Annotated in this window: 16 protein-coding genes; 10 read left to right on the forward strand and 6 right to left on the reverse strand. The window is 63.4% G+C overall.

The window, feature by feature from the left end:
• Positions 1-538, reverse strand: a 538-nt coding sequence (locus ACE3PP_RS18645) for a CoA ester lyase (protein WP_374384778.1), incomplete at its 3' end; no start/stop codon positions are given.
• 282 nt (positions 539-820) lie between these two features.
• Between ACE3PP_RS18645 and ACE3PP_RS18650 the strand changes: the two genes are divergently transcribed.
• The 9 genes from ACE3PP_RS18650 to ACE3PP_RS18690 all read left to right on the forward strand — a co-directional run bounded on the left by ACE3PP_RS18650 (position 821) and on the right by ACE3PP_RS18690 (position 9,130).
• A complete protein-coding gene (locus ACE3PP_RS18650; RefSeq protein ID WP_374384779.1) occupies positions 821-1,039 on the forward strand; it encodes a hypothetical protein in 219 nt (72 codons plus the stop codon).
• A 19-nt stretch (positions 1,040-1,058) separates the two neighbouring features.
• Entirely contained in the window at positions 1,059-1,340 is a 282-nt protein-coding gene (locus tag ACE3PP_RS18655; protein WP_374384780.1) for a hypothetical protein, read from the forward strand.
• A 77-nt stretch (positions 1,341-1,417) separates the two neighbouring features.
• Positions 1,418-3,058, forward strand: a complete 1,641-nt coding sequence (locus tag ACE3PP_RS18660) for a tetratricopeptide repeat protein (protein ID WP_374384781.1) — start codon at positions 1,418-1,420, stop codon at positions 3,056-3,058.
• A gap of 238 nt (positions 3,059-3,296) precedes the next feature.
• The gene (locus ACE3PP_RS18665; protein ID WP_374384783.1) at positions 3,297-4,211 is read left to right on the forward strand and encodes a DMT family transporter; all 915 of its coding nucleotides are present in this window, start codon (positions 3,297-3,299) and stop codon (positions 4,209-4,211) included.
• A gap of 11 nt (positions 4,212-4,222) precedes the next feature.
• On the forward strand, positions 4,223-5,398 hold the full coding sequence (locus tag ACE3PP_RS18670; RefSeq protein ID WP_374384784.1) for a pyridoxal phosphate-dependent aminotransferase: 1,176 nt from the start codon (positions 4,223-4,225) through the stop codon (positions 5,396-5,398).
• Between the two features lie 241 nt (positions 5,399-5,639).
• Positions 5,640-6,440, forward strand: a complete 801-nt coding sequence (locus ACE3PP_RS18675) for a transporter substrate-binding domain-containing protein (protein WP_374384785.1) — start codon at positions 5,640-5,642, stop codon at positions 6,438-6,440.
• Positions 6,441-6,762: 322 nt separating this feature from the next.
• The gene (locus ACE3PP_RS18680) at positions 6,763-7,491 is read left to right on the forward strand and encodes an ABC transporter permease (RefSeq protein ID WP_374384786.1); all 729 of its coding nucleotides are present in this window, start codon (positions 6,763-6,765) and stop codon (positions 7,489-7,491) included.
• 20 nt (positions 7,492-7,511) lie between these two features.
• Positions 7,512-8,237 carry an ABC transporter permease gene (locus tag ACE3PP_RS18685; RefSeq protein WP_374384787.1) on the forward strand — a complete coding sequence of 242 codons (726 nt, stop codon included), beginning with the start codon at positions 7,512-7,514 and terminating at the stop codon, positions 8,235-8,237.
• Positions 8,234-9,130 (forward strand): DUF2125 domain-containing protein, encoded by an 897-nt coding sequence (locus ACE3PP_RS18690; protein WP_374384788.1) that lies wholly within the window; start codon positions 8,234-8,236, stop codon positions 9,128-9,130. The genes ACE3PP_RS18685 and ACE3PP_RS18690 overlap by 4 nt, the downstream gene beginning before the upstream one ends.
• 154 nt (positions 9,131-9,284) lie before the next feature.
• Here ACE3PP_RS18690 and ACE3PP_RS18695 read toward each other — a convergent pair whose 3' ends face one another.
• The 5 genes from ACE3PP_RS18695 to pheA all read right to left on the reverse strand — a co-directional run bounded on the left by ACE3PP_RS18695 (position 9,285) and on the right by pheA (position 14,129).
• The gene (locus ACE3PP_RS18695; protein ID WP_374384790.1) at positions 9,285-10,709 is read right to left on the reverse strand and encodes a homospermidine synthase; all 1,425 of its coding nucleotides are present in this window, start codon (positions 10,707-10,709) and stop codon (positions 9,285-9,287) included.
• 185 nt (positions 10,710-10,894) lie between these two features.
• Positions 10,895-11,197, reverse strand: a complete 303-nt coding sequence (locus tag ACE3PP_RS18700) for a chorismate mutase (protein WP_374384791.1) — start codon at positions 11,195-11,197, stop codon at positions 10,895-10,897.
• A 2-nt stretch (positions 11,198-11,199) separates the two neighbouring features.
• Positions 11,200-12,081: a prephenate/arogenate dehydrogenase family protein gene (locus ACE3PP_RS18705; protein ID WP_374384792.1), complete on the reverse strand. Its 882-nt coding sequence runs from the start codon at positions 12,079-12,081 to the stop codon at positions 11,200-11,202.
• Positions 12,078-13,178: a histidinol-phosphate transaminase gene (gene hisC / locus ACE3PP_RS18710; RefSeq protein ID WP_374384793.1), complete on the reverse strand. Its 1,101-nt coding sequence runs from the start codon at positions 13,176-13,178 to the stop codon at positions 12,078-12,080. The genes ACE3PP_RS18705 and hisC overlap by 4 nt, the downstream gene beginning before the upstream one ends.
• Before the next feature lie 24 nt (positions 13,179-13,202).
• Positions 13,203-14,129, reverse strand: a complete 927-nt coding sequence (pheA, locus tag ACE3PP_RS18715; RefSeq protein WP_374384794.1) for a chorismate mutase — start codon at positions 14,127-14,129, stop codon at positions 13,203-13,205.
• Positions 14,130-14,373: 244 nt separating this feature from the next.
• Between pheA and ACE3PP_RS18720 the strand changes: the two genes are divergently transcribed.
• Positions 14,374-15,006, forward strand: coding sequence for a LysE family translocator (locus ACE3PP_RS18720; RefSeq protein WP_374384795.1), 633 nt, complete (start codon positions 14,374-14,376; stop codon positions 15,004-15,006).
• The last annotated feature ends 131 nt before the right edge of the window (positions 15,007-15,137 follow it).

Consider the following 15,137-nt stretch of genomic DNA (forward strand, 5'->3'; position numbering starts at 1 on the left):
CCGCGATGACGATGATGGATAGGGCCGAGATGACGCCGATGCGGCCCGGTGCCGGCCGCGCGCGCAGATCGCGCGACAGATCCGATGTGCCCGCGACCAGGCAGGTGAGGCGCTTGCTCGCCCCGGCAATCGCATCCATGCCCATGATGCAGCGGGGCGTCTCCGCCATGATCCCGATCGGCAGGTCCTTGGGCGCCCCCGCGGCATCGAGCGCCGTCACGGCGGCATGCACATCCTCGGCCGCGTTTACCTTCGGAAAGAGGATCGCGTCGGCGCCGAGCTTCGCCAGCGCCTTCACATCGTCATGGCCCCAGGGCGTGTCGAGCGCATTGACGCGCACCACCACCTCGCGCTTGCCGAAGCCACCTTCCTGCAAGGCGGCGGCGAGCTGTGCGCGGGCCGTTTCCTTGGCCTCCGGCGCCACGGCGTCCTCAAGGTCGAGGATGAGCGCATCGACCGGCAGCGAGCGGGCCTTTTCAAGGGCGCGCGCATTGCTGGCCGGAAGATAGAGCACCGATCGCCGGGGTCGAATGGGCATGGTCTGAAATCGTCCTCAAGGAATAGCGCCAGCGACACGGCTGGCTTTTGTGCTGCAGATGCTAACAAGCCCGGGATTTTTCGATCAAGCGGTAAAAATCCCAAAATCGGTACGACCTTAGTCCAGGGCGACATTATTGAGGAATAATATCTCATATTGGTTAACCATTTATCCGATTTGGCGGTTCTGGGCAGAAAAGAAACCAATTTTTAATGGACCCGGGTTATGGTGCAGCCCGACAAAATTTCGGGCTGCGACCGTTGGCAGCCAGGGAGGTGCCTCATGGAAATTACCGCGCCGAACGCCATCAACACGGCAATCGAAGGGCTGAAGAAGGCCCAGACCAAAATCGAGGATACCGCCCAGAACATCGCCGCCGGCTCGCTGGAGCCGGAGGATGTCGTCTCGCTGAGCCTTGCCGCCAACAGCTTCAAGGCCAATGCGGCCGTGATCCGCACCGAGAACGAGAACACCCAAGCCCTCCTCGACATAACCGCCTAAAGACCAGGACCCGCGCAGAATGGACGTTTCCGCCGCCGGCTTCGCCGCTTCACAGATTGCCTCCGCCCAGCGCGGCCAGCAGGTCGCCTTCGCTGGCATCAAGGGGCAGCAGAAGCAGGATCTCGACGTCGCCAATCTACTGTCGCAGGCCGTGACGGCCGCCAAGCAGGCCTCAGCTGCCGCCCCGTCGGCGCCGGAATCGCCCTCGGCCCCGTCCCTCGACAGCAGCGCCTCCGGCAATGCCGCCGCGGCTGCCGCCTCAGGTCGTACCCGCGGCGCGCTCATCGACATTCTCGCCTGATTTTCCGCGCCAAACTGGCGCTCCCCCGATTCTCAAGGCTAGACTGCCCCCGATTGTTGCGAGGGGAAGGCAAAGCCATGAAATCTGCCGAGGAACGGGCCGCCAGCATCGAGCCCGCGATGGTGGCGATCGAGAACGGGGATCTGGAAGGGGCGAGCGAGATCTGCGCCGCCCTGGTCAGCGAAGACCCGACCAATGCCGACGCGCTGCATCTGCTCGGCGTGGTGGGCTTCCAGGCCGGCGTCGCCCCCGAGCAGACCCTCGACCTCATCGACCGGGCGATCGAACTCGACCCGGCACGGGCGCAGTTCTTCAACAGCCGCGGGGCCCTTCTCTATTCGCTGGGCCGCAACGGCGATGCGGAACTCAGCTTCCGCCGCGCCGTCACCCTCAAAGCCGATGACGGCATGGCCTGGAACAATCTGGGCAATGCGCTGCTGCGCCTCGACCGGGTCGAGGATGCCGAGACCGCCTTCCGCCAGGCGCTGGTGACGCCGCCGGTCCAGGTCGCCGCCATCAACAATCTGGGGATCGCCATCAAGCGGCGCGGGCAGTTCGAGAAGGCGCTCATCTGCTTCCGCGAGGCGATCCTGCACGATCCCACCTTCGTCGACGCGCATTTCAATGCCGGCGAGATTCTCTATCAGCTCGACCAGATGCCGGAGGCCGAGTCCTGTTTCCGCGAAGCCTTGCGCCTTGATCCGCTCTGCGCGCCGGCCTATGCGTCGCTTGCACAGGCATTGCACGACCAGCAGCAGCCCGATGCGGCGATGGAAGTTCTCAAGGAAGGTCTCGCCCGCATCCCCGACGACGAGGACCTCAATTTCGCACTGCGCCTGCAGCTTTCCAGCATGGTGCCCGCCTGGCACATTCCGATGATCAACGATGACGAGCGCAACCTCGCCTATGACGAGGCGTTGAAGCGTGCGGTGCGCCCGGGCGATCTGGTGTTCGAGATCGGCACTGGGTCCGGCATCGTGTCGATGATGGCGGCGCGTGCCGGTGCCGGTGCCGTCGTCACCTGCGAGGTGCTGCCCGTGATGGCCGACGCCGCGCGCGACATCATCGCTGCCAACGATTTGGACGACCGCATCACCGTCATCACCAAGAAGTCGACCCAGCTCAAGATCGGCGAGGATCTCCCGGAAAAGGCTGACGTCTTTGTCTCCGAACTTCTCAATGTGGGCATGCTGGCGCCCAACATGCTGCCCATCATCCGCCACGCCCGCGAGAATCTGGTGAAGCCCGAGGGGCGCATCGTGCCGGAGCGCGCGACCGTGCATGGCGTGCTCATCGACTGCGAGCATCTCGCCCGTATCAACCCCGTGGGCCGCATTGCCGGGTTCGACATGTCGCTGATGGACCGCTTCCGTTCGCCGAGCTATGCCGTCATCGATTTCGCGGCCGACCCGCACCGCCGCCTCTCCGACCGCTTCGTGGCGCTGGAATTCGACTTCCGTGTCGACATGAAGGAAATGGACAGCCATCGGCTGGTGGTGACAGTGACGGAAGAAGGCATCTGCCACGGTGTCGGCTTCTGGTTCGACCTTCACATGTTCGAGGACATCACCTATCGCTCCGACAGCCATGCCCGCGTCAATCATTGGAAGCAGGCCGCGCATTTCTTCAAGGAACCCATCGAGGTCAAACCCGGCGACCGGCTGACGCTGGCGGTGGGTTATGACAACACGCATATCTTCTTCAATCTGGTGGGGTAGTTTCCTCATTCCGTTGTCATGGCCCGCGCAGGCGGGCCATCCACGAATTTGTCTGCCAAAGATGAAAGTAACTCGTGGATGCCCCGGCCAAGCCGGAGCATGACAAGTAGGAGCGGGGTATCATGTCCTTTGTCTCCACACATTGCCGGCCGCATATCCCGCATGCGGCATCGGCGATTGTGACCGCCTGCCGCCGGTATTAGCGTCCCAGCATCTCGTCGACAGAGGTATTGGCAACATGCCCATCTGGGCCCTTTACTCCTTGGTGGTCCTGATCTGGGGCTCGTCCTGGTATGGGATCGAACAGCAATTGGGCGTGGTGGCGCCGCAGGTGTCGCTTGCCTATCGCTTCCTGCTATCGGCGGCGATCCTCATCGCCTTCTGCGCCCTTACCCGGCGCTCGCTCAAATTTCCGCGGGCGGCCTATCTGCTGATGGCGGTGCAGGGATTGTGCCTCTTCTGCGGCAATTACATCCTGTTCTATTTCGCCGGGGCGCATCTGGTGAGCGGGCTTCTCGCCGTCTGCTTCTCCACCATGTCGATGATGAACATCGTCAATCTGGCGATCTTCTTCCGGCAGAAGATCGATGGGCGCGCCTTCGTCGCGGCCCTCATCGGCCTCACGGGACTCTGTCTGGTCTTCTATCCGGAACTGAGCGACAGCGGCCTCGGCTCGGAGCCGGCGCTGGGATTGGGTCTTTCCCTGCTTGCGACCTATCTCGCCTCGCTCGGCAACATGGTGAGTGTGCGGTTGAAGGCGCTGGCGATTCCGGTCATCCAATCGAACACGATCGGCATGAGCTTCGGAGCACTCTTCTGCCTGGGCTTTGCCCTCGCTGGCGGGGCGAGCTTCAACTACGATCCGCGCCCCGCCTATACCGTCTCGCTCATCGGGCTGGCCCTCTTTGCGACCGTGATCGGTTTCGGCGTCTATCTGCATCTGGTGCAGCGGATCGGGGCTGCGCGCGCCGCCTATTCCAGCGTCATGTTCCCGATCGTGGCACTGACCCTCTCGACCTTTCTCGAAGGTTATAGCTGGTCGCCTCTGGCGGGACTGGGCTTTGCCTTGGTAATGTCCGGCAACCTTTTGGTATTGTGGCGCCCGCGCGAGACCAAGCTCGCCGCCGCCGTCCCGCAGACACGCTCCACCTGACGAGATTTTTCATGAACGGTTTGAACCTCCGCCCCGCCATCGCCAGCCTTGAGGATTCGCAGATCGTCGATGTGTGGAAGATGGGCTTCGACGTGCCCGACGTGATCGGCCTGTGGGTCGGCGAGGGGGATCTTCCCACCACCAAATTCATCTGTGACGCGGCAGCCGACGCCCTCAAGGAAGGCAAGACCTTCTATACCTACAAGCGCGGTATCCCTGAACTGCGCGAGGCGCTCATCGACTATCACCGCAGGCTCTATGGCATCGACCTCACCGAGGACCGGATCGCGGTGACGTCGAGCGGCATGAACGCGATGATGCTGATCGTGCAATCGCTGATCAGCGCCGACGACAACATGGTCTGCGTCTCACCCGTCTGGCCGAACATCTATCGTGCTGTCACCATCCTGGGCGGCGAAGCGCGGCAGGTCGCGTTGAAAGGTGAGGATGATGGCTGGCATCTCGACATGGAGAAGCTGTTCGCCGCTTGCGATGCAAAGACGCGCGCCATTTATGTGGCCTCGCCCGGCAATCCCACGGGCTGGATCATGCCGGAGGAACAGCGCAAGGCGCTGCTCGATTTCTGCCGGGCGCGCGGCATCGCCCTTATCGCCGACGAAGTCTATAACCGCCTTGTCTACTCCCTTGCGGTGGCGCCCTCGTTTCTGGAAATCGCGGGGCCCGACGATCCGGTCTTCGTGGTCAATTCCTTCTCCAAGACCTGGGCCATGACCGGCTGGCGCATCGGCTGGATGGTGATGCCGCGCGCGGCGACGACCGCCTTCGAGCGCCTCCTCGAATTCAACACGTCCGGCGGCCAACCCTTCCTGCAGGCCGCCTGCGTCAAGGCGATCCGCGACGGCGAGGATTGGGTGAAGTGGATGGTGGCGCGCTGCAAGAGTGGGCGCGATTTGGTGCTGGAGCGCCTCTCGCGCATGAACCGGGTCCGCGTCATCCCGGCGGACGCCTCCTTCTATCTGATGCTGCAGGTGGCTGAGCTGGGGACGGAGCCGGAAGCGGCCCTTAATTTCTGCAAGCGCCTGGTGGTCGAGGGGCGGGTGGGTCTTGCCCCCGGCACGGCCTTCGGTGCCGGCGGTGAAGGCTATTTGCGTCTTTGCTACGCTCAGTCCAATGAGCGGCTAGCCGCCGCCATGGACCGATTCGAAAGCTTCCTGGGCAAGGCCTGACGCGTTAAGCCCTTTCCGGCGATTTGAGGGTTAATACCGGCCAATCACAGGCATTTCTCACGCGGATTTGTCTGTTTGACGCCCGTATGGCTGCTACCCAAGCCGGATTTCCTTATGCTAGTCTTTCTTCCGAGCCGGTCCTTACCCCTCGCCCAAGGCCCCCTTTGAGAACGGTCAGCGAGACGGCAAAGCGGGGACCGGTATCAAAAGTAGACAGGGCAACTTTGACCAGGGAATGATCATGAAAAAGAGCTTGTTTGGGAGCATCGTCGCCGGTGCGATCATGGCCGCTACGGCTTTCGCCGCGCAGGCCGACGACAAGGTTTACAAGGTCGGTATGGATCAGACCGACTATCCGCCGTTCGCCACCAAGGACACCAGCGGCAAGTGGAGCGGCTGGGAAGTCGACCTCGCGATGGCGGTGTGCGAAGCGGCCAAGATCAAGTGCGAGCTTTTCCCGACGGCCTGGGACGGAATCATCCCGGCGCTGCAGGAAGGCAAGATCGATTTCATCTTCGCCTCGATGACGATCAACGACGACCGCAAGCAGCAGGTCAACTTCACGCACTTCTATTATGACTCGACCACGATCATCATCGGCCCGAAGTCGGATGCGACGAAGATCGATTTCGACAATCCGGAATCGATGAAGGGCAAGATCATGGGCGCGCAGAACGCCACGATCCACTCGAAGTTCCTGCAGAAGCGCTTCGGCTCGGCCGCCGAGATCAAGACCTATGACGGTCTCGACACCGCGCTCGCCGACCTCGCCGCCGGCCGCGTCGATTACGTGCAGGAAGGCCGTTCGACCCTTTCCCCGTTCCTGCACTCGGACGCGGGCAAGGATTACGAGGAGAAGGCCGTGGTGCCGCAGGACCCGATCATGGGTGAAGGCGTCGGCGCCGCCGTCCGCAAGGACGACCAGGACACGCTCGACAAGCTTAACGCGGCGATCAAGGAAGTCGTTACCAACGGCACCTACGACGCCATCACCAAGAAGTACCCGGAACTGGAAGGCATGCTGATTAAGCCGACCTTCTAAGACCTGGACATCACGTAAAGAGACCGCCCGGTCCCCAAGGACCGGGCGGTTTTGCTTTGGGGACGCAACTCTGCTCCCTGCTGTCATGGCCCGCTTTAGGCGGGCCATCCACGAGTTTGTCGGCGACCCGCAGGCAGCAACTCGTGGATGCTCCGCCTGCGCGGGGCATGACAATAAAAGTTGGTGAAAATCGGTTCTGTCGTCCTTCATGGCGCAATGCGGTATTGCTGGGATTTGGGCCGGGGGGTACCATTCCGGTGGGCAACGAGCCGGGCGAACCGGCCGGATGAACAGGGAACAGCGTTTTACGAGGGGGCCAGCTTTGGCGGCTGAACAATCCTTATGGTCGAGCCTAGCCTGGGGAGATTCAGGTTATGGCGACGAGTTCTTCAAGGGCATCTACACGACGCTTGGCATTTCGGTAAGCGCCTATGCGATCGCCTTCTGCATCGGCATGCTGGGAGCCTGGGCCAAGCTCTGCCACGTCAGGTCCCTGAACCGTGCCGGCGAGGTTTATACGACCGTCGTGCGGTCGGTGCCGGAACTGTTGCTGATCATCCTCATCTTCTATGCCGGCACGTCGACCCTCTCCAGCATTCTGGTCGGGCTGGGCCTCGCCGAGCGCGGTGTCGAGATCAATCCCTTTGCCGCCGTCATCTCGGCGCTTGGCATCATCTATGGCGCGTACCTTACCGACGTGTTGCGCGGCGGCATCCAGGCGGTGCCGAAGGGGCAGATCGAAGCGGCGAAAGCCTTCGGCATGCACGGGCCGCGCCGCTTCATCCGCATCATCCTGCCGCAGATGGTGCGCTATGCCATCTCGGGCCTCGGCAACCAGTGGCTCAACATCACTAAGGACAGCGCCTTCGTCAGCGTGGTGGCGGCGGTGGGCGACATCATGTCGGTTGGCCGCGGTGCCGCCAACCAGACCAAGCATTTCCTGTTCTATTACGGTGCCACGGCAGTCGTGTTCATGATCGTGTCGGGGGTGTCGATGTATGTCACCGGTCGTCTAGAGAAGCGCGCCAATCGCGGCGTTCGGCGCGCCTGACGGCCGGGAGAGAACAGCAAATGAAATTCGATCCGATCTATATGTTCACCGTGGTGATGCCGCAGCTCCTCTGGGCGCTGCCGCTCACCCTGCTGCTCACCATCTCCTCCAGCGTCATCGGCAACATCCTGGCCGTGCCGGTGGCCCTGGCGCGTCTCAATTCCAATCCGCTGCTGTGGATTCCGGCACGTGTCTTCATCTTCACGATGCGCGGCACGCCCTTCCTCATCCAGCTCTATTTCATCTATTACGGCCTGGGGCAGTTGATCCCGGGCTGGATGATGCGCGGCTATCCGTTCCTGAAGGACGGCATCTACTACGCGATCTTCGCGCTGTCGCTGAACACCGCCGGCTATACCGGCGAGATTTTGCGTGGCGCCATCCTCGCCGTGCCGCATGGCGAGATCGAGGCCGCAAGTGCCTTCGGCATGAGCCGCCTGCAGGTCTTCTGGCGTATCACGCTGCCGCGCGCCGTGCGCATCTGCCTGCCGACCATGAGTTCGGAAACGATCCTGCTGCTGAAGGCGACCTCGATCGCGTCGCTGGTCACGGTCTATGAAGTGATGGGCACGGCGACGACGATCCGTGTCGACACCTACCGCGTCTACGATACGCTCATCGGCGCCGGCATCGTCTATTTCGTGACGGTCTATTTCCTGACCCGGGGTCTCAACTGGGTGGAGCGCAAGCTCAACAAGGATCGCATGGCGATTCCGGTATCCGGCAAGCCGGTGGCCGCCGCGTGAAACTGCCACTGATTGCCTTTGCCGTGCTGCTGCTGCTGATCTGCGGCGGCTATACCGGATACTGGTTCTATGTCGCCGGACGGCTGCAGACCGGGATCGAGGCCTGGATCGCCCAGCAGCGCGCGGCAGGGATCGAATTGACCCTGGCCGAGGGCGGCATCGGCGGCTTTCCCTTGGCGTTCCGGCGGGATTTCGGCGCGGCCAAGCTGGCACTTGCCGGGCCGGCGCCGCTTGGGGTCGAGACGTCATCCCTTGTGGCCGAGATGCGGCCGTGGAACATCAACCAAATCCGCTTCACGGCGGTCAGCGCCAAGCTGGCGGCGACACCCGGCCTCTATCAGGCGGCCGAACTCAGTGGCGAGATTGGCATTCCGAAAGCGCCGCCGACCGACTACCACCAGCCTTTCATCGGCTTCGATCTGGCGGCGCAAGATGTCACCCTGCCCGACGGGCCGCGCGCGGTGGCGGCGAGTCCCATTGAAACGCTGGCGGTGCAGGGTGCCGTCATGGGGCCGGTGCCGCAGGCGGCCAATCTCACCGAAGCCTTGGCCGGCTGGTCGGCCGCGGGCGGTGTGCTGGAGATCAAATCCTTCACCTTCGTGCAAGCCCCGCTCAACGCCGCGGGCGACGGTACCTTGGCGCTCGATCAGAACCTGCAGCCCATCGGGGCGCTTGCCGTCCATGCCTATGGCGTTGCCGAGACGCTGGCGCAGCTGGAGCAGGACGGGCTCATCGATCCCAACCAGGCGAAGACGGCGAAGCTCATCGTGGGCGGCCTCGCCAAGCCCGACGACACCGGCAAACCCCGTTTCGATGTCAGCCTGTCGCTGCAGGACGGCCATCTGTGGCTGGGTCCGGTGAAGCTGGCGAGATTGCCGAGCTTCAACTGGTGACAAAAAAAGCCCGCTCCGGAGAGCGGGCTTTTCAATGGTCTCCTGCATTGTCATGCCCCGGCTTGGCCGGGGCATCCACGAGTTGGGTCGCTACTGAAGAAAGAAACTCCTGGATCCCCCGCCTGAAGCGGGGGATGACAAAACGAGGGTCACGTCAGCGGCGGACGCGGAAGTTTTCGAACTGCCAGGGATCGGTCGGATCCAGATTGGGTTCCGGGAAGAGGACGTTGCGGTCCTTCAACGGATTCCAATCGCTGTAGCAGCCCACCACCGGTCCCAGATAGGGCTTGCACACATCGAGGATGTATTCGTGGTCGATCTCTTCCGGCTCCACGACACCGCGATTGGGATTCTCGATCAGCCACATGGCACCGGCCAGAACCGGCGAGGCGATCTGCGGCGAGGTCGCATTGTATTCCGGGCCCATGATGCGGCGCGCTTCGTGGATCGAGAGCTGCGAGCCGTACCAATAGGCGCCAAAATCGCCCATGAGCAAGGCGCCGAGCTCGTCGATGCCGTCGACGATCTCCTCGCCCAGCAGGCGCACGTCCTTCTGCATGGTGAAGTTCTTTTCCTGGAACTCGCGCACCGAGAGGACGGCATCGTCGCAGGGGTGATAGGCGTAATGCACGGTCGGGCGATAGACCACCTTGCCCTTCTCGGTGACCGAGAAATAGTCGGCGGTGGTGATCGATTCACCGTGGGTGATGAGATAGGCGATCATCGGGCCGCCATGTGGCGTCCATGACCGGACCTCGGTCGTGCAGCCCGGCTGCTTGAGATAGATCGCGGCCTTGCTGCCCACCTTATGCTCGGCCGCATTCTCGGGCAGCTTCTTCTCATGCGTGCCCCAGCCGAGCTCGGCAGGCTGGCAGCCTTCGCCGACGAAGCCGGGGATCGACCAGGTGTTGACGAACTCGCCGGGAAGCTTCGGCACGTCCGTCACCTGCAGATCGTGCTCGGCGACGTGGATCACCTTGACGCCCGCATCGCGCATGAGCTTGGCCCATTCTTCGCGGTTCTTGGGCTTCGAGAATTTGAGGCCGCGCATGCGCGCAACGTCCAAGAGGCCCTGCTTGATGAAGTGGGTGATGAGGCCCGGATTGGCGCCATGCGTCAGCAGCGCCGAGGGACCGTTCTTGGGGAATTTCTTCGCCGCTTCCAGGGCACGGTGGCGCAGGAAATAGTTGGTGCGCTGCTCTTCCGGAATGGCGGTGTTGTCGTAGTAATTGGCCCAGGGTTCGATGCAGGTATCGATATAGAGCACACCGGCCTTCTGGCACCAGGCGATGAGGGCCAGCGAATCGACCTCGACCGACAGGTTGATCAGGAGATCACCCTTCGAGAGCTGCTTCGAAAGCACCTTGATATAATTTTTCTCGTGCAATGGTTCGACGATGTAATTGACACCCTTCTCGATGAAGCGCGCGGCATCTTCCGAATGGTCGTGACCGTCGACCACCGTGACACGGCTCAAAGGCATGTCAAAGTGACGCTCGATCAGCGGCATCGTGCACCGACCGACCGAGCCATAGCCAATCATTACAATGCGGCCCTTGTAGGGGAATTTTGCCATCATATTCCTCATGTTCGTAAAAACGGCGGTCGGTACTGCTGCGTCATTGTGCGCAGCCGGCTTTGCCCCCATGAGTGTCCCCGGGTGGCGCCACGAGCGCGGGATTGTCGACCAAATAGCCCCGAACCTCGGCACTTACGGAAAATTGGCCGGACTCGCAAGTGAATTTTGGAGGGTGCGGTGTGTGGTTATTTATGCAGCCGGTCGAATTCGCCGAACTCGTGCGCGATGGAGCGCTCGACCAAGTCGCGGTAGATGGGCTCGATGAAATCCGGATTCATTCCTGCGGCGGAAGCGGCGGCGCGCACCTTGGCGATCACATCCTCGACCCGGGGCTCGTCGCGCACGGCGTCGCGGCTCGCCTTGATACGCGCCGCCTCGCCGATGAAGTGCAGCCGGTCGGCGAGCAACGCCACGATCTCGCGGTCGAGCGCGTCGATCTCGGTGCGCACGTCGCTCATGTCGCGGCAGGTCTTGCGGCGGGCGTTCATGGTCACGCCTGCTTGGCGTCGATGATGCCGCGGCGCACGGCGCGGGTGCGGGAGAAAACTTCGAACAGCTTGTCGCCCTCGCCCCAGCGGATGGCGCGCTGCATGGCAGTGAGATCCTCGGTGAAACGGCCGAGAATCTCGAGCACCGCTTCGCGGTTGTTGAGGAAAATGTCGCGCCACATGGTGGGATCGGAAGCGGCGATGCGCGTGAAATCGCGGAAGCCGGAGGCGGAGAATTTGATGACCTCGGACTGGGTCGAGGTTTCGAGCTGCGTCGCCGTGTCGACGATGGTGTAGGCAATGAGGTGCGGCAGATGCGAGGTGATGGCCAGCACCTGGTCGTGATGGGCGGGCTCCATCACCTCGACCATCGAACCGACGCCGAGCCACAGCGCCTTCAGCTTTTCCGTGGCTGCGGGGTCGGTGCCGGCGACAGGTGTCACGATCGCCCAACGCCCCTTGAAGAGCTCGGCGAAACCGGCGCGGGGGCCGGAATGCTCGGTACCGGCGATCGGGTGGCCGGGGATAAAGTGCACCCCTTCCGGCACGTGGGGGCCAAGATCGCGGATGACCGCCTGCTTCACCGAGCCGACATCGGAAAGGATGGTGCTCTTTTTTAGATGCGGCGCCAGGGCCGGGCCGATCTCGGCATAGGCGCCGATGGGTGTTGCCAGGATGACGAGGTCGGCATCCTCGACCGCGCCTGCGAGACTGTCGCTGACGATGCCCAGATTCAATTCGGCGGCGGCGGCGCGCGCCTCGGCGCTGGCATCATAGATCGCGATCTCGCCGGCGAGCTTGTGCGCGGCGATGGCGCGGGCCAGCGACGAACCGATGAGGCCGATGCCGATGAAGGCGATGCGCGTGAAGAGCGGTTCCGTCATTGCGTGGCGGCTCCCGCCACAAAGTCGGCGAGTGCTTGCGCACAGGCCTTCACGGCGGCTTCCTCGGCGATGGTGATGCGCAAATGATCGGGCAGGCCGTAGGCGCCCATCTTCCTGACCAGCACGCGGCGCGACTTCAAGAACTTCTCGGCGGCGTCGGCATTGAGCTTCGGGTCGCTGGGGAAGCGCACCAGCAGGAAATTGCCGACGCTGGGGCAGGGGTGAAGGCCGATGCGCTTCACTTCAGCCGCAAACCAGGGCAGCCAGTAATCGTTATGCGCCTTCGATCGCTTCACATGATCCTTGTCGGCAAGACCCGCGACACCGGCGAGCTGTGCGGGTGCCGCCACATTGAAGACGCCGCGGATGCGGTGCAGCACGTCGATGATGGCCTTGTTGCCATAGGCCCAGCCCAGGCGAAGCGCGGCAAGCCCGTAAATCTTGGAGAAGGTGCGCGACATGATGACATTGTCGTGCTGCTTCACCAGCTCGGCACCGTCGGTATAGTCGGGCTTGTCGACATATTCGGCATAGGCCGCGTCGATGACGAGCAGCACATTGGCGGGCAGCCCTTCGCGCAGGCGCCGCATTTCCGAGGCCGGGATATAGCTGCCCGTCGGATTGTTCGGGTTGGCGACGAAGCAGATCTTGGTGCGTGGCGTCACCGCAGCGAGAAGCGCGTCGACATCGGTGGTGAGGTCCTTTTCCGGTGCTGTGACCGGTGTGGCACCAACCGATTGCGCGGCAATCGGATAGATGAGAAAGCCGTGGCGCGAATAGAGCACCTCGTCGCCGGGACCGGCATAAGCGCGGGTGATCAGCACCAAAATGTCGTCGGAACCCGTGCCGCAGATGATCTCATCTTCCTTGCCGCCCACTTCGGCGGCAAGGGCTGCGCGCAAATGGTGGCTGGCGCCGTCGGGATAGCGATGGAGGTCGGCCGCACCCTTGGCATAGGCGTCCATCGCCTTGGCACTGGCGCCGAGCGCGCTCTCGTTCGAGGACATCTTGTAGATGGGGCCGGTCCCGGGCAGGTCATGCTCACCCGGCACATAGGCGGCGATGTCGAGAATTCCGGGACGGACGGTAAGGGTCATGATGTCGGGCTCCAGGCGGAGATTTCAGTGGCCGGCCGGTTCGTCGGCCAGTTCTTCCTTGGTGAGCGGCTCGGCATAGGAGCCGATGCTGTAGAGGCGCGCGCCGTTGCCGAGGGCGCTGGCGACGAGGCCGAGGCGCGGGTCCGTGCCGTCGACATAGCCCGCCACCTCTGCGAGGTTGAGGTCGGCCGCCTGCTGGTCGCGCCCGCCATGAATGAAGCTGGTGGTGAGGCCGACGCCGGCCAGGGCCTGGCGCAAGGTCGAGCGGCTGACCGGCTCGGCGGTTTCAAGCACCAGCAGCGAATGGTCGCGGTCGGTGGGTTCGGTCGGTGTGCGGCCGACCACCAGGGCATGAAGATCCGGATTGCGCTGATTGCCGGGATCCCCGAAGGGCAGCCGGGCGATGACATGGGGCAGCTGCGCCGAACCCACCAGACGGCGCCACCAGGGGCCGGTATCGTCCTCACGCGGGAAGGGCAGGACGGCGACGGTCGCCGAACCGTCCATGACGGCCGAGAGGGCCCGGTCGACGCGGGAACAGGTGATGATCTTGACCCGGCTGCCATAATGGTCGCGCGCCAAGTCCCAGAAGCCGGGCTGGCTTGCCGGGGCATAGACGGCGACGGCAAACGGCCCTTCGACCTGGAGGAGCGCCGAGATCATCTCGCGCCACATGCGCACGATGACGGCCCTGGGCAGCTTGCCCTTGTGGCGGGCCGTCAGGCGGCGGAGGATCTTGGCCTCCCGCGCCGGGCGGATGAACTTGGCGCCTTCGGCCGGGGAATCGCCCTTGACCGGCTGCTTGGCAGCCTTGGCAGCGCCCACGGCCACGGCAAGCTCGGTCCGTTCCATGAGCAGATCATGGAGCTGGTTGTCGATCGCGTCGATCTTCTGGCGCAATGCGAGCAGCGCGTCCCCGGTGCTGTCCCCAGTGCCACTTGGCCCCTGCATATCCCCCAACCATCCTTGGAAATCCGGGCCGCCCCGCCCTTGGCAAAAGGGCGCCCAATCGGGGCCAGTGATAGCCGCCAAGCGGCGGAAAAGCAAAGCAAACCTTGGGCTCCGGCCCGGGTTCCGCGACCGCTGGCAGCCTTGCCGCCCGGGCAGTTGACAGGGTGCGTCCGGACCGGTTTTCTGCCATTTACCATTGCCGATCAGCCCCGTGGTACCCCCAAACACGTAGAGGAGCCCATCCATGACCGAGATCATGTCCGTTCTGGCCATCATGGCGGCCATTCTGGTGGGGGCGATCAGCCCCGGGCCGAGCTTCCTGCTGGTCGCCCGGACCTCGCTGTCGCAATCGCGCCGGATCGGCCTCGCCTCCGCCCTCGGCATGGGGGTGGGCGGGATGATCCTCGCCACCCTCGCCGTCATCGGGCTGCAGGCGCTCTTCATGCAGGTCGAATGGCTCTATATGGGCTTCAAGGTCGGCGGCGGCGCCTATCTGGCCTATCTGGGCTACCGCCTGTGGCGGGGGGCCAAGGAACCTCTCGCGACGGGGAACGAGGCGACGGGGCGGGGAAACGGCTTCTTCCGCACCTTCCTGCTGTCGCTCGGGACCCAGCTTTCCAATCCGAAGACGGTGATCTTCTATTCCAGCGTGTTCGCAGCGCTGCTGCCGGCCAGGCCCTCGCTGGGGACGATCGTCATGCTGCCCTTCATCCTGTTTCTGATCGAGGGCGGCTGGTACAGCGCGGTGGCGCTCGCTTTCTCGACGGCGCGGCCGCGCGCCGCGTATCTGAGCTTCAAGGCCTGGATCGACCGTGCCGCCGGCGCCGTGATGGCGGCGCTTGGCTTGAGGCTCATCTTCAGCGCCGCGAAGGTTTGAGGGCGAGACGTCCTGCCTCTTCTCATTGTCGTGCCCCGCGCAGGCGGGGCATCCACGAATTTGCGGGCAATTGAAGAAGGTAAATTGTGGATCCCCCGGCCAAGCCGGGGGATGACAATGAGAGAGAGCGA

The organism is Dongia sp. (genome assembly GCF_041910485.1).
Classification (GTDB): domain Bacteria; phylum Pseudomonadota; class Alphaproteobacteria; order Dongiales; family Dongiaceae; genus Dongia.